The sequence below is a fragment of the Haemophilus sp. CCUG 66565 genome, assembly GCF_001679495.1.
GTDB classification, from domain to species: Bacteria; Pseudomonadota; Gammaproteobacteria; order Enterobacterales; family Pasteurellaceae; genus Haemophilus; species Haemophilus haemolyticus_K.
In genome coordinates this window covers 15,085-29,118 of the sequence record NZ_LZOX01000003.1, presented here as the reverse complement: position 1 = coordinate 29,118, position 14,034 = coordinate 15,085, and the positions used below count along the sequence as shown (strand labels likewise).

The 14,034-nt window shown below is 37.8% G+C and carries 12 protein-coding genes and 1 tRNA gene; 2 read left to right on the top strand and 11 right to left on the bottom strand.

The window, feature by feature from the left end; all coding sequences use genetic code 11:
* Positions 1–248: 248 nt before the first annotated feature.
* The 5 genes from rnd to A9501_RS03065 are packed head-to-tail and all read right to left on the bottom strand — an operon-like array spanning position 249 to position 6,411.
* On the bottom strand, positions 249–1,406 hold the full coding sequence (gene rnd, locus A9501_RS03085; RefSeq protein ID WP_065264886.1) for a ribonuclease D: 1,158 nt from the start codon (positions 1,404–1,406) through the stop codon (positions 249–251).
* A 57-nt stretch (positions 1,407–1,463) separates the two neighbouring features.
* The gene (gene fadD / locus A9501_RS03080; protein WP_065264885.1) at positions 1,464–3,152 is read right to left on the bottom strand and encodes a long-chain-fatty-acid--CoA ligase FadD; all 1,689 of its coding nucleotides are present in this window, start codon (positions 3,150–3,152) and stop codon (positions 1,464–1,466) included.
* Positions 3,153–3,194: 42 nt separating this feature from the next.
* On the bottom strand, positions 3,195–3,740 hold the full coding sequence (locus A9501_RS03075) for a Slp family lipoprotein (protein WP_065264884.1): 546 nt from the start codon (positions 3,738–3,740) through the stop codon (positions 3,195–3,197).
* Between the two features lie 24 nt (positions 3,741–3,764).
* A complete protein-coding gene (tsaB, locus tag A9501_RS03070; RefSeq protein WP_065264883.1) occupies positions 3,765–4,475 on the bottom strand; it encodes a tRNA (adenosine(37)-N6)-threonylcarbamoyltransferase complex dimerization subunit type 1 TsaB in 711 nt (236 codons plus the stop codon).
* A 13-nt stretch (positions 4,476–4,488) separates the two neighbouring features.
* Positions 4,489–6,411, bottom strand: a complete 1,923-nt coding sequence (locus A9501_RS03065; RefSeq protein WP_065264882.1) for an ATP-dependent DNA helicase — start codon at positions 6,409–6,411, stop codon at positions 4,489–4,491.
* A gap of 464 nt (positions 6,412–6,875) precedes the next feature.
* Here A9501_RS03065 and rne point away from each other — a divergent pair, with 464 nt between their 5' ends.
* Together rne and A9501_RS03055 are read left to right on the top strand one after the other, a co-directional pair.
* Complete coding sequence (gene rne, locus A9501_RS03060) at positions 6,876–9,689, top strand: ribonuclease E (RefSeq protein ID WP_065264881.1); 2,814 nt, start codon at positions 6,876–6,878, stop codon at positions 9,687–9,689.
* Between the two features lie 152 nt (positions 9,690–9,841).
* Positions 9,842–9,931 (top strand) — tRNA-Ser (locus A9501_RS03055).
* A gap of 48 nt (positions 9,932–9,979) precedes the next feature.
* Here the strand turns inward: A9501_RS03055 and iscX are convergent.
* The 6 genes from iscX to iscA are packed head-to-tail and all read right to left on the bottom strand — an operon-like array spanning position 9,980 to position 14,007.
* Positions 9,980–10,174: a Fe-S cluster assembly protein IscX gene (gene iscX, locus A9501_RS03050; RefSeq protein WP_065264880.1), complete on the bottom strand. Its 195-nt coding sequence runs from the start codon at positions 10,172–10,174 to the stop codon at positions 9,980–9,982.
* Entirely contained in the window at positions 10,174–10,515 is a 342-nt protein-coding gene (gene fdx, locus A9501_RS03045) for an ISC system 2Fe-2S type ferredoxin (protein ID WP_005629440.1), read from the bottom strand. Before fdx ends, iscX begins: the two co-directional genes overlap by 1 nt.
* 40 nt (positions 10,516–10,555) lie before the next feature.
* Positions 10,556–12,415: a Fe-S protein assembly chaperone HscA gene (gene hscA / locus A9501_RS03040; RefSeq protein WP_065264879.1), complete on the bottom strand. Its 1,860-nt coding sequence runs from the start codon at positions 12,413–12,415 to the stop codon at positions 10,556–10,558.
* A 17-nt stretch (positions 12,416–12,432) separates the two neighbouring features.
* On the bottom strand, positions 12,433–13,119 hold the full coding sequence (locus tag A9501_RS03035; RefSeq protein WP_065264878.1) for a DUF2625 domain-containing protein: 687 nt from the start codon (positions 13,117–13,119) through the stop codon (positions 12,433–12,435).
* Between the two features lie 30 nt (positions 13,120–13,149).
* Positions 13,150–13,671 (bottom strand): Fe-S protein assembly co-chaperone HscB, encoded by a 522-nt coding sequence (gene hscB, locus A9501_RS03030; RefSeq protein WP_065264877.1) that lies wholly within the window; start codon positions 13,669–13,671, stop codon positions 13,150–13,152.
* 12 nt (positions 13,672–13,683) lie between these two features.
* On the bottom strand, positions 13,684–14,007 hold the full coding sequence (iscA, locus tag A9501_RS03025) for an iron-sulfur cluster assembly protein IscA (RefSeq protein ID WP_065264876.1): 324 nt from the start codon (positions 14,005–14,007) through the stop codon (positions 13,684–13,686).
* Positions 14,008–14,034: the final 27 nt, after the last annotated feature.

Sequence of the window (14,034 nt, the reverse complement as noted above, 5' to 3'; positions counted from 1 at the left end):
ATTTTAACTAACAACTATTATAAAAAATAGAATTAAAGATAATAGCTCGTGCCGAAAGAGATATGGGACTTATATTTCGATCATTTACAAAAATCAGTATTATTGGATTTTTGATATACAAAACTTATGTATTCTTAATAATCTTTTAGATATCTCTTGAGAGATAAATATTACTACTTTTCAGTTTAGATAATACTTCTAATCAGAGATTATTTTTAGCTCTAATTCTGATCTCTTGGAGACATAGACTAGGTATCTGTTATTATTTTGATTTCTTTCACCAATATATCACCTATTTGTTTACGCCAACCTATGAGTAATTCCGGTAATTTATTAGATGAACATTCTTTTTTCCACACCCATTTTATTAATTCTTCTAATGTTCGTTTACTCGCTATGATTTCTGGTGATAGCCCTCCTGGAGTGAGTGCAGTCACTTGCTCTTGTAGTGAACGAATTGTTTGTTTATAACGAGGATCTTCAGAAATTCTAACTATTTTCTGTGGATAATTATTAGGAGATATCTGGCTAGCTTGGACAAGGAGCTGAAGAATTTTTTTTCCATAGATTCGGATCTCATTATGAGTTAGACCCAGTTCAAGCATCTCAGCTATATTACGAGGATTGTACTTTGCTACTTTCCAAAGATGTTCTGATTTTACAATATAAGACAAGGCTAAATTTCGCTTTACAGCAATATTTTGTCGCCATGTTGCTAAAACTTTTAAGCGAGCTAATTCTAAAGGCTTCAGTTTCCATGCATTTGGAATATCCAAATAGGCTTTATTCGAATCTCGTTCTTTTAATTTATATGTTTTGATAAGTGCGAGTTCACAGTCTTCCTTTACAGCTTTTAACCAAGGCGTTTGGGAGAGTTCTTGTTGCAGAATGTGATACAGAGGAAGTAAATACCATACATCACCCGCCGCATATTGTAATTGTATTTTTGAAAGAGGACGTTTAATCCAATCAGTACGAGTTGCACCTTTATCTATTTTTATATTCAGATATTGTTGGACTAATTTTGCCAAACCTGCAGACATACCGAGTCCAAGGAAACGAGCCATAATTTGTGTATCTATCATGGGGGTAGGCAACTGATTAAATTCCTGCGAGAACACTACTAAGTCTTCACTACAAGAATGTAATACTTTGAGAACATGAGAATCAGCAAGTAGTTTAACAAAAGGCGAAAAATCAGTGATCATAAGTGGATCAATTAAAGACACTCGTTTGCCGTCATAAAGTTGGATTAATCCCAGTTTTGGGAAATAAGTTGATATGCGTATAAATTCGGTGTCTAACGCAACTATATCCTGTTGTTGGGCCAAAAGGCAAATTTCTGAAAGCTTAGTATTAGTTGTAATAAGAGAAAAGTGCGGTAAATTTTGGCATTCTTTTATCATTGTCGTATTTCAACAGGAAGATTTAACAAGGAAATGGGATATTGCTATCCCATTTATTTAATGAACGGAACGTTTTGCGATTTCTTCATCTCGAAGTACGCGACGTAGAATTTTTCCTACATTCGTTTTTGGTAATTCATCACGGAATTCAATTTCTTTTGGAACTTTATAGCCTGTAAGATATTGTCGACAATGCTGGCGAATTTCATCACGTGTTAGACTATCATCTTTTTTTACTACAAAAATTTTGATAGTTTCACCTGATACTTCATGTGGTACCCCGATAGCAACAGCTTCTGAGATTTTATCATTAAGCATTACTACGTCTTCAATTTCATTTGGATATACGTTAAAGCCTGAGACTAGTATCATATCTTTTTTACGATCAACAATACGAAGGCTATAAGTTTCATCCATAATTACAATATCGCCAGTTGCCATCCAACCATCTTTTAAAACTTCACTTGTTGCCTCTGGGCATTGCCAATAACCTTTCATGACTTGTTCGCCTTTTACCCATAATTCGCCAGGTTCACCAATTTTGGCTTCGGTTCCATCATCTTGGATAATTTTAATGTCAGTATTTGGAACTGGTACGCCTATGGTGCCATTGTGTTTTACTACATTAATTGGGCAAGCAGCAATAAGCGGTGAACACTCTGTCATGCCGTAGCCTTCAATAATATTACAACCCGTTAGAGCATGCCAACGTGTTGCAACAGATTGCTGAATTGCCATCCCTCCACCTACAGAGAGTTTTAATGCTGAAAAATCCACCTCTTTGAAGTTTTCGTTATTCAATAAAGCATTAAATAACGTATTTACTCCTGTAATAGCTTCAAATTGATATTTTTTTAGCTCTTTTACAAAACTATCAATATCACGTGGATTAGTGATTAAAATTGCGGTAACGCCTAATTCTAAAAATAATAAGCAATTTACGGTTAATGCAAAAACGTGATAGAGCGGTAAGGCTAAAATTGCAGAATGAGTACGCGTATGATCACCAATAAAGGGTTCTGCGATCCATTTAGCTTGGAAAACATTAGTAATAATATTTCCATGCGTTAACATTGCCCCTTTAGCGACGCCAGTTGTACCTCCAGTATATTGTAGGAATGCCAGATCACCTCGAACAACATCGGGGCGTACATATTGACGATATTTTCCGATGCTTAATACTTCTCGAAATGTTACTGCATGTGGTAACTTGTATTTAGGGACGAGCTTTTTGATATATTTTACAACGAAATTAACGATTGTACGTTTACCGAAAGAGAGCTGATCCCCCATCCTTGTTAAAATGACATGTTTTACATTCGTGTTGAAGACAACTTTTTCTAAAGTTGAGGCAAAATTAGATACAACAATGATTGCCACCGCACCACTGTCTTGTAGTTGATGTTCTAATTCTCTTGGTGTGTAAAGTGGGTTAACATTTACTGCGATCAGACCAGCCCGTAAAATACCAAAAAGTGCAATAGGGTACTGCAATAAGTTTGGCATCATCAATGCTACACGATCGCCACGTTGAAGTTTAAATTCGTTTTGTAAATAGGCAGCAAAAGCACGACTACGCTCTTCTAATTTTCGGAATGTAAGTATTTGTCCCATATTGATATAAGCTGGACGGTCGGGGTGCTCACGTACAGCTTTATCAAACATATCCAGAATTGACTCATATTTTGATGTATCCAGAAATTTTTCAGAACCTTCTGGATAGTTTTGAAACCAAATTTTTTCCATTTTTTATCCTAGTTTATTGGAAAATTTCCAAGATTTTATCATTTAATTCAAATAATAGCGAATTTCGGGTTGGATATACCGAGGTTGGTATCGCCATCTCCAGAATCCCCAATCATCGTCCCAATCATCTTCAGGATAATAATAGTTTGTACTTAGCGTCCAAAGACGGTATTTATTTGGTTTAATAACAGGATAAGTATAATTAGCCTGTTCTATTTTACCTGGTTCTGAACCAATTAATTGTCCGCCAATTGTGATATAACGGTCTTTTAAATTTTCGGGATCTATAAAACCATCGAAATAAACGATAAAACGGCCATCAGATTGTGATTCTACGAAAGGTTTTCCAGATAAAGATGATACAGGTAAACTAAGTACTTCGATTTTAGTATGATGAGATAAAATGGTAGTTTGTACAATTTTGCCGCCTAATCGGATATTTTTACAGTGGCAACTCAGATCTTGAGATGTAATTTCTTTATAGCTAGTAATAGAAAACTGTTCATTTTCTAATCCTCTTGGTGGAGTAATACAGCCTGTTAGACCTAAACAAAGTGCGGTCAAAAATATGCTTATTTTTCCTTTCATTTTCACTTATCCTCCACGATGATATTATTCGCGTCCAGGTAACTTTTTCCACGTGACTTCATTTCGTAAATAAATAGGCTCAATTTCTAACGCTGAAATAGTTTGTTGCTGTTTCCATGCTGTTTGAGCAAGGGATAACATATATAAGGCATTTGGCAATTCAATTTCTGAACCGTTCAGATTTTTTTCTGTAAATTGTGGGTAAGCAGCCCAACCTGTACCTACATAAAAAATATCGTTATTTTGAAGTTGAGAAATTGCTTGTTCAGGTGGGCAAACTTGCTCCGGTGTTATTTCTCTCCATTGAGAAACCTCTCCAAAATTAGTGTGAATATCTTCACATATAAGTTGTGAAAAGTATACTTCCCCCATGCGCGCATCGATTGCGGCTGCAACTTTTTTTGCTTGATATAATTCAAATGCAGCCTGTGCCATTGCTGTTAAATTTGATATAGGAATAACTGGTAAATCAGCACCTAATGCTAAACCTTGTGCGATACCAGCCCCCACTCTTACACCTGTAAAACTACCAGGACCACGCCCAAAAGCCAGAGCATTAACTTGATTTAAATGCAAGCCTGAGTTTGCCAAGATTTTATCAACCATAGGAAGAATTCGTTTGGTGTGTGTGCGTTGCGCTAATTCATTTAAATGTGTTTTTTCACCGTTATATAGTAGTGCAACTGAGCAGGCTTCAGTAGAGGTATCTAATGCTAATAAAGTTAGCTTTGTCATTATTTTTTCTCATTTATTGATTTTGTAAGAATTGTATCACTTTATTGAGATCTCGGGTACGACTTGAGTTTGGCAAACTCTTTAAAAACGTTTCGCCATAATTTCTCATAACCAAACGATTATCACAAATAATCACTACGCCACGATCGCTTACACCTCGAATTAGACGCCCAACGCCTTGCTTTAGCGTAATCACGGCTTCTGGAATTTGAATATCATTGAATGGATCGCCTCCCTGTAGCTTGCAATCTTCAATACGTGCTTTTAATAAAGGGTCATCAGGTGCAGTAAACGGAAGTTTATCGATAATCACCAGGGAAAGTGCATCACCGCGAACATCGATTCCTTCCCAAAAACTAGATGTTGCAACAAGTACACTATGAGAGGTATAAGTGAATTGTTCCAATAATTTGCCTTTAGAGGTTTCTCCCTGTACTAAAATTGAAAGCATACTTTTTTCACGAAAATATTCTGCTAATCCTCGCATCATTGTATAAGAAGTGCAAAGTACAAAGCAGCGTCCTTTATTAGCTTCAATTACTGGCAGTAACATTTCACCTAATGATGTTAAAGTATGCGTTTTATTGGTAGTTGGCAAATAACGAGGAACACAAAGTAACGATTGTTCAGGATAATTAAATGGACTATGTAAAATCTTTTGTGTTGCATGTTCAATCCCTAATCGTTGACAAAAATGATTAAAGGTTCCACCTACTTCTAATGTTGCAGAAGTAAAAATCCATGCGGCCTCTTTGATCTTCAGTTGTTCTCCAAATTTGTCGGCCACGGTTAGCGGTGTAATATGTAAGCCGAATTGACGACCATTTCCCTCATACCAATAACAAAACCCCACAATATTAGTTTCGGTTAGGCGCTTTAATTGACTTTTTATTGATTCGACACGTTCAAAAATACTATCAAGTGTTTGTGAACGCCCTAATGTAAGCTTAATCACCTCGGAGAGAAAATTAATTTTTTCTTGTAATAAATCAAAGGCTTTTTTTACCGCACTTTGTTTATAAAATTCACGCCAATTTCCACGAGTATTATTTTCTTCACCTAATAAAAGACGAAAATCCTGTACAACTTTAAGTAATGTATCTGATGTGCTGCCAAGTTGCAGCATATCTTTTAGTTCGGTACGATAAACAATATTAATATCTTTGCATAAATCAAATAGCTGTCGAGAGGTGAGCGATTGCCCAAAATATTGACTGGCAATATCGGGCAATTGATGTGCTTCATCAAAAATAATCACTTCTGCATGAGGAATTAATTCCCCAAATCCAGTTTCTTTCACAGCCATATCAGCAAAAAACAAATGATGATTAATGACCACTAGATCCGCATTTAGTGCTTTTCTCCGAGCTGCTGCAACATAGCATTCGCTATAATTAGGACAATCCGTTCCTAAACAACTTTCCGCGGTACTAGTTAGCTGTGAAATGATAGGGCTGTCTTCGGCAAGTTCTACACATTCAGTAAAATCACCTGTTTTTGTGCTGTTATTCCACTTTCTAACTTTACTTAAATCCGTTAAAACGGATTTATCACCAAGCACTCCTTGTGCAATAACTTGATCTAATCGTTCTAAACATAGATAGTTTGCTCTTCCTTTGAGTAAGGCTATTTTTCCTGTGAAATTAAGCGCTTTTTTGATAGCAGGAAGATCTCGATTGAAAAGCTGATCTTGTAAATTTTTGGATCCAGTCGAAATAATGGTTTTTTTGTTAAATAGTAATACTGGTGCTAGATATGCCAAAGTTTTGCCCGTGCCTGTACCTGCTTCAATAACAAGAGAAGACTTATTATAAATGGTATCACCAACGGCTTGAGCCATGCTGAGTTGTTCTGCCCTTGGACTGAAGTCCTTTATATTTTGACTTAATTGTCCATTGAGAGAGAATATGTGAGAGAGTTGATCTTGATAATTCATTTATAGGAAAATTTTTTGGGGTAAGTCTAGCAAAATTTGATGTGATCGTATAGGAAAGACAGTCGAAATCATCAAAGATGAAATAATTAATTTATATTTATAAAACCGATATTTATTAAACCATATATACCTTGCTAATTTCCTATTTTCCATGGATAATAGAGCGTCTTTTTACGCCTAAGAATTTGCGTAAAAAAGGATAAGTTTTGTTGGTGAAAACTCAATGCGGCAATCGGCATAAGACATTGATAATCAACATTTTTCTTAAAATGAATTAGCCGCTTGCAACGCGTGCGGAATATCGCGTTGTTTTATAAAGCAAACGTTTATGCTTAATAACGTTATCAATGCACCCAGCAACATACAGTCGTGAGATTGACTGGCGCGAGAAACACGAGGTCGATAACGAAGCAAAGTGCAGTTTATTTTGAGGTCTTTTAAAATATTTAATAAGAGAATTGACAATGAAAAGAATGTTAATCAATGCGACTCAAAAAGAAGAGTTGCGTGTAGCGCTAGTTGACGGACAGCTCTTATTTGACCTGGATATTGAAAGCCCAGGTCACGAGCAAAAAAAAGCGAATATCTACAAAGGGAAAATTACTCGCGTTGAGCCAAGCTTAGAAGCTGCTTTTGTGGATTATGGTGCAGAACGTCACGGTTTTTTACCATTAAAAGAAATTGCTCGTGAATATTTCCCCGATGATTATGTTTTCCAAGGTCGTCCGAATATTCGCGATATCTTGAGCGAAGGCCAAGAAGTTATTGTTCAAGTTAATAAAGAAGAACGCGGAAACAAAGGCGCTGCCTTAACTACTTTTGTTTCTCTTGCGGGTAGTTATTTGGTCATTATGCCAAATAATCCGCGTGCGGGTGGGATCTCTCGTCGTATCGAAGGGGATGAGCGCACTGAATTAAAAGAGGCATTAAGTTCATTAGATGTGCCTGAAGGCGTGGGGTTGATTGTTCGTACTGCAGGTGTGGGTAAATCTCCAGAAGAGTTGCAGTGGGATTTAAAAGTTTTACTTCACCATTGGGAAGCGATTAAACAAGCCTCTCAAAATCGTCCAGCGCCTTTCTTGATTCACCAAGAAAGTGATGTGATTGTACGTGCTATCCGTGATTATTTGCGCCGTGATATTGGTGAGATCCTTATCGATAGCCCGAAAGTGTTTGAAAAAGCAAAAGAGCATATCAAACTTGTTCGCCCAGATTTCATCAATCGCGTGAAACTTTATCAAGGCGAAGTGCCTCTTTTCAGCCACTATCAGATCGAATCTCAAATCGAGTCAGCATTCCAACGTGAAGTGCGTTTACCTTCTGGCGGTTCAATCGTTATTGATGTAACCGAAGCATTAACTGCTATTGATATTAACTCCGCGCGTTCTACTCGTGGTGGTGATATTGAAGAAACGGCATTGAATACTAACCTTGAAGCGGCAGATGAAATTGCGCGTCAATTACGTTTGCGTGACTTAGGTGGTTTAGTTGTTATCGATTTTATTGATATGACGCCAGTTCGTCACCAACGTGAAGTGGAAAATCGTATTCGTGATGCCGTTCGTCAAGACCGTGCTCGAATTCAAATCAGCCGTATTTCTCGCTTCGGCTTATTGGAAATGTCGCGTCAGCGTTTAAGTCCTTCATTAGGTGAGTCTTCACATCACATTTGTCCTCGTTGTCAAGGAACAGGTAAAGTGCGTGATAACGAATCTCTTTCTTTGTCTATCTTGCGTTTAATCGAGGAAGAAGCATTAAAAGAAAACACCAAGCAAGTGCATACGATTGTGCCTGTACAAATTGCTTCTTATCTTCTTAACGAAAAACGTAAAGCAATTAGCAATATTGAAAAACGTCACAATGTAGATGTCATTGTTGCACCAAATGAAGCAATGGAAACACCACACTTTAGCGTTTTCCGCTTACGCGATGGCGAAGAAGTGAATGAATTGAGCTATAACTTAGCGAAAATTCACTGTGAGAAAGATGAAAGCACTGAGGAATCTCTTGTTTCTCGTAATGTGGAAACAACCGTTGTTGCTGAACAACCCGCAGTTGAAAGTGCGGCAGTGGCGCTTTCTATTTCTGAAGCTGCTCCGACTCCAGTTGAGCGTAAATCGAATGAACCGTCTTTGTTAGCAAAAATTATTGCGAAGATTAAAGGCTTGTTTGCTTCTGAATCTGAAGAAAATAAATCGAAAAATAACCGCACTTCGCGCAATTCTAATCGTAATCAACGTCGTCCACAGGATCGCCGTACTTCTCGCCGTCCACGTTCTGAAAATAACGAAACGGAAAGAACCGAAGAACAAGTTCGTAATATTCGTGAGCGTAATCAACGCCGTCCGCGCCGTAACTTAGTGGAAGAAAGTATCGCTGAAAGTGCGGTAAATTCTACACCGGTTTTTGAGGCTCAAGATGAAAAAACTGAGCAAGTGACTCAACGTCGTCAACGTCGTGATTTACGTAAACGCGTGCGTGTTGAAGATAATGAGATGGCTGTTGAAAATAACGAAAGCATTGTTGAACAAATGCCAGAAGTGAGTGTTGTCGAAGTTCAGGCTGTTCAAGATGATGAAAAACCAGCTCGTCAAAACCAAGAACGTTCTGAACGTCAAGATCGTCAACGTCGTACTCCACGTCATTTACGTGCAGCGAATAATCAACGTCGTCGCCGTAATCAAGAGCCAAAATCGCCAATGCCATTATTTGCTGCAGTGGCTTCACCTGAATTGGCAAGTGGAAAAGCTTGGGTGGACTATTCAACAGTGAACACTCCGAAAGAAAATAATTTCTTATCGGTGGATGAATTGCTCGAGCAAGAAAAAACTAAAAAAGGTTTTATCACGCCAGCAATGGGGATTGTGGTTGAAGAAAAATCTCTTGAAGTAAAACCAGCATTAGATTTTATTACTCAGCCAGCCAACGAATCTGTACAGAAAAAAGTACAAGAATCTTTAGAGCGTTTAAATTCTCATAAACCTCAAGAAATAGTTGGGGCTATTGAGTCAACGATTACCGTAAATGAGCCTGAAACTGTAAATGAACCAGCCTTTATTCGTACCTATGAGTTTAATGGGCGTTTAGGTACTATTTCTGCAGTTGCTCATACAAAAGCAGAGATGACTTTGGCGAAAGCGAGTGATGAAATGCCTCAGCCATTCCCAATTATTGAATGGCAAGATTCTCGCTATTATTTTTACGGTAAAGGGGCGGCAGGACATCATTGTGCGATTAGCCATGTATATTCTGAGCCTACCCGAGCAAAATCAGAGTAATCTAAAATAAAAAACTAGAATTGGCGTGATTTTTATTACGTCAATTCTTTTTATTTTGGGGTTGCAGTAAAAATAATCACTTGATAAAAACGAGATGATTTCTGCTTGACGGTCTTTCTCAAAAAACGTATTATGCGTGCGCATTAAATCACGGAGGAATGGTCGAGTGGTTGAAGGCACCGGTCTTGAAAACCGGCGAGGGTTTACGCCCTCCTAGGGTTCGAATCCCTATTCCTCCGCCATCAAATTTTGATAAAAAACCTAAGTCAGTGACTTAGGTTTTTTTATATTTATTCAAATTCATCCAACCATTTCAATAAAATAGCCTCAAGAATCGCTTCATTTGACTTATTAGGATCGTCACCAAAATCTTCAAGTTCACAAATCCATTTATGTAAATCAGTAAAACGAACGGTTTTTGGATCTAAATCAGGATTACGATCGTAAAGTTCTTCTGCAATTAATTGAGCATCAGTCCATTTCATTAGTGAGCGGCCTCATTGGCATGGTTAATGTTATATTTCGGAATTTCTACCACAAGATCTTCGTCTCCCACTACACATTGGCAAGATAAACGACTATCCATTTCTAATCCCCAAGCTTTATCCAGCATATCTTCTTCTTGATCACTCGTTTCATTTAGAGAGTCAAACCCTTCACGAATAATCACATGGCAGGTTGTACAAGCACAAGAACCATCACAAGCATGATGGATTTCCACCCCAGCATTGTGTGCAACTTCTAATAAGTTATCACCTGCAGCCGCATCAACCACCATACCTTCGGGACAAAATTCTTCATTAGGTAAAAAAATCACTTTTGGCATAACACTTTCCTCAAAATTATTTAATAATCTGACCGCACTTTTACGGTTTTTCAATATCTGACAAATTTTTGCCAGTCAAAGCTTTATTAATCGATGCATTCATTCGACGTGCTGCAAATTCTTGGGTAGCAATATCCAAGGCTTTAATTCCTTGTGCAATTGCATCACGATCTGAACCTTGTTTTACATCCATTAATTGTTTTAACACACGTTCAATATGATGAAATTCTTCTGTGCTAAGCAATTCAGCCCCATCAGCTTGTAACGCAACAATCACACTTTCAATCACACGATCCGCTTCTATTCGTTGCTCGGCTAATTCACGAGCTTGCAAATCCTCTTGTGCATTATCAAAAGAAGATTTAATCATTGCTGTCACTTCTTCATCTGTTAAACCATAGGAAGGTTTAATTTGAATTGATGCCTGCACTTTTGTCGATTTTTCCATTGCAGTCACACTTAATAAACCATCTGCATCGACTTGATAAGTAACTAGAATATGAGCGGCCCCCGCAGCCATTGCTGGAATACCTCGTAGAGTAAAACGCCCTAAAGAACGACAATCATCTACCAGCTCACGTTCACCTTGTACGACATGAACAGTCATTGCTGTTTGGCCATCTTTGAAAGTAGTAAACTCTTGTGCACGAGCCACCGGAATTGTTGTGTTACGTGGAATAATTTTTTCCACTAATCCCCCCATCGTCTCAATGCCTAAAGAAAGCGGCACGACATCGAGCAACAACATATCAGAATCAGTTTTATTACCGACTAAAATATCCGCTTGAATTGCGGCACCAAGTGCTACAACTTTATCTGGATCAATGGAAGTAAGTGGTGTTTTACCAAAAAACTCACCAACTTGTTCTCGTACATATGGCACTCGAGTTGAACCACCAACCATCACCACAGCTTTCACTTCTTCAGATTCAACGTTGGCATCTTTCAAAGCTCGGCGACAAGTTAGCAATGAACGTTTTACCAGTGAATGAATCAACGCATTAAATTGTTCTCGTGAAATTTCTACTGAAAAATTCTGCCAAGAAATCACCGCACTTTTCTCAGTACTTAAAGTCATTTTGGCTTGGCTAGCAAGGGTTATCAGTTCGCGCTGTTGATTTGGGGTTTGTGGTTTTACTTGGGTTTGTTCAACGACCCAATCTGCAATTAAATGATCAAAATCATCACCACCTAGCGCAGTATCGCCACCTGTTGCTAGAACTTCAAAGACGCCTTTTGATAAACGTAAAATTGAAATATCAAATGTACCGCCACCTAAATCATAAACTGCAATAATCCCTTCCTGCCCGCTATCCAATCCATAAGCGACTGCGGCTGCAGTGGGTTCATTCAATAAACGTAATACATTTAGCCCTGCTAAACGCGCAGCATCCTTAGTACTTTGACGTTGGGCATCATCAAAATACGCTGGAACCGTAATCACAACCCCAGAAAGCTCACCTCCAAGGCGTTGTTCTGCAATATGATTTAAACGAGATAAAATATCTGAAGATACTTCAATTGGACTTTTAGGGCCCTGTGCCGTAACAATTAAAGGTAATCCATTTTCACTCGCCACAAATTCATAAGGCAAACTAGGATAACGAGACTGAACATCTGCAAGACTACGACCAATTAGACGTTTTACTGAAATCACCGTATTTTTTGGATCAAGTGAGGCTTGTTCAAAAGCTTCCAAACCAACTTTCTTTTCTGCAACGCCATAATGAACGACCGATGGCACAAGACTACGTTCTTGTTCATCATTAAGAATCACGGATTGCCCACTACGCACGGATGCAACCAAAGAATTGGTTGTTCCCAAATCAATCCCAACTGCTAAACGATGTTGATGCGGTACAGCAGATTGTCCGGGTTCTGTAATTTGTAATAATGCCATATGATATTTTCTACTGGTTATGCGACGGAATACGCCAAATCAAATTTATTTTTTTCTGCAAAGCTTGCTTGGTAATGGGTTTCAATATTGACTTCGTGTTTTTGACGTTCATCAATCGCTATTTTTCTCTCTTCACTTAAGTCAGGCGAAAATACAAAAATTTGATTACCATCCAATTGTTTCACATCATCTTGCCAATTTTGCCAAAATAGACCTTGATAAAAAGCCTCTAAATCACCATTCAATGTCCAAGCTAAAAATTCTGTATAAGTAAAATTTAAATTATGCCAAGTGAGATCTTTTGGTGAAAAGTAATAAATTTTGCCAAGGTTATCGCCTAAGGAACCACCATTTAATGCAAAGTAACCGCCTATCACATCATCTGCAACCAATAAATACTTTGGTTTTTCACCAGACTCACTAAAAGACTTACTAAAATTCCAATCCATTAATCCACGCGGTAATTTAAAACTTCCTGAACCTAAAATACGCAACCAACCATGATGAATTAAAATTCCACCTGTTTCATAAATCACAGCACCCATTGGTGATGATGTTGGCATTTGCATGGTAAAAAGTTCACGTTCTGCACTTGATTGATCTTTTTTAATGACATAACAATGATTACGTGCACTTTCAATCCATTGGGAAAGTATAGGCCAAGCAGAATTTTCTGGAGATATTAGTTGTTCGAGAGTTTGCATAATATCAAGGGATATTGAGATATAGATCTATTACAGTTCAAAAAGACGTTCTTCTACTCGTTCAATTTCTTCAGAAAGTTTACGGGTAAAACGTAATTTATCACACTGTTGAGATGCTTTCGTCCATTGTTGGGATGTCAGACTCTCAGAAAGTGCGGTCAATAATGACTGAGTTTCTTGTTTAATTTCTCTCGCAAAAGCGTTTAATACTTCTTCATCTTTCTGATGTTCAAGTTCTTCTAGTTGTTCTCGCCACTGTAACTGTTGCATTAAAAACGCCACATCTTGCGTACTTTTTTGTTCAAGATCTATCTGTTCACCAGTATTAAGCGCAATAATAGCTTCCGCTCGTAAAATTGGGTCTTTTAACGTTTTTAAGGCATCATTCACTTCGGTGGATTTTTGCATCGCAACGCGTTGTTCTAACGCACTACTTGATACAAAATTATCTGGATGCAGCGCCTTTTGTAATTCTAAATAACGTGTATTTAGCGCTTTCTCATCTAACTGAAAATCAACGGGTAAATCAAAAATTTGAAAAGGATTTAACATCAGATTATTACCTTAAACATGGAAACTTTCACCACAACCACAAGATTCTTTTACGTTTGGATTATTGTATTTGAAGCCTTCATTTAAGCCTTCTTTCACATAATCCAACTCAATACCATTGAGATAAACTAAGCTTTTTGGATCGACAATAATATTCACACCGTGTTGTTCAAAAACTTGATCTTCTTCATTTAAGGCATCGACAAACTCAAGCACATAAGCTAATCCAGAACAGCCTGATGTTTTAACGCCTAAACGTAAACCAATACCTTTACCACGATTATCCAAAAAAGCTTTCACTCGTTGAGCGGCTTTTTCTGTTAATGTAATACTCATATATCCCCCAAAACCACTAAAAGTGCG

Coding starts and splice junctions, on each gene's coding strand:
- rnd (WP_065264886.1), bottom strand. CDS start 1,406: ATGATAAAAGAATGCCAAAATTTACCGCACTTTTCTCTTATTACAACT.
- fadD (WP_065264885.1), bottom strand. CDS start 3,152: ATGGAAAAAATTTGGTTTCAAAACTATCCAGAAGGTTCTGAAAAATTT.
- A9501_RS03075 (WP_065264884.1), bottom strand. CDS start 3,740: ATGAAAGGAAAAATAAGCATATTTTTGACCGCACTTTGTTTAGGTCTA.
- tsaB (WP_065264883.1), bottom strand. CDS start 4,475: ATGACAAAGCTAACTTTATTAGCATTAGATACCTCTACTGAAGCCTGC.
- A9501_RS03065 (WP_065264882.1), bottom strand. CDS start 6,411: ATGAATTATCAAGATCAACTCTCTCACATATTCTCTCTCAATGGACAA.
- rne (WP_065264881.1), top strand. CDS start 6,876: ATGAAAAGAATGTTAATCAATGCGACTCAAAAAGAAGAGTTGCGTGTA.
- iscX (WP_065264880.1), bottom strand. CDS start 10,174: ATGAAATGGACTGATGCTCAATTAATTGCAGAAGAACTTTACGATCGT.
- fdx (WP_005629440.1), bottom strand. CDS start 10,515: ATGCCAAAAGTGATTTTTTTACCTAATGAAGAATTTTGTCCCGAAGGT.
- hscA (WP_065264879.1), bottom strand. CDS start 12,415: ATGGCATTATTACAAATTACAGAACCCGGACAATCTGCTGTACCGCAT.
- A9501_RS03035 (WP_065264878.1), bottom strand. CDS start 13,119: ATGCAAACTCTCGAACAACTAATATCTCCAGAAAATTCTGCTTGGCCT.
- hscB (WP_065264877.1), bottom strand. CDS start 13,671: ATGTTAAATCCTTTTCAAATTTTTGATTTACCCGTTGATTTTCAGTTA.
- iscA (WP_065264876.1), bottom strand. CDS start 14,007: ATGAGTATTACATTAACAGAAAAAGCCGCTCAACGAGTGAAAGCTTTT.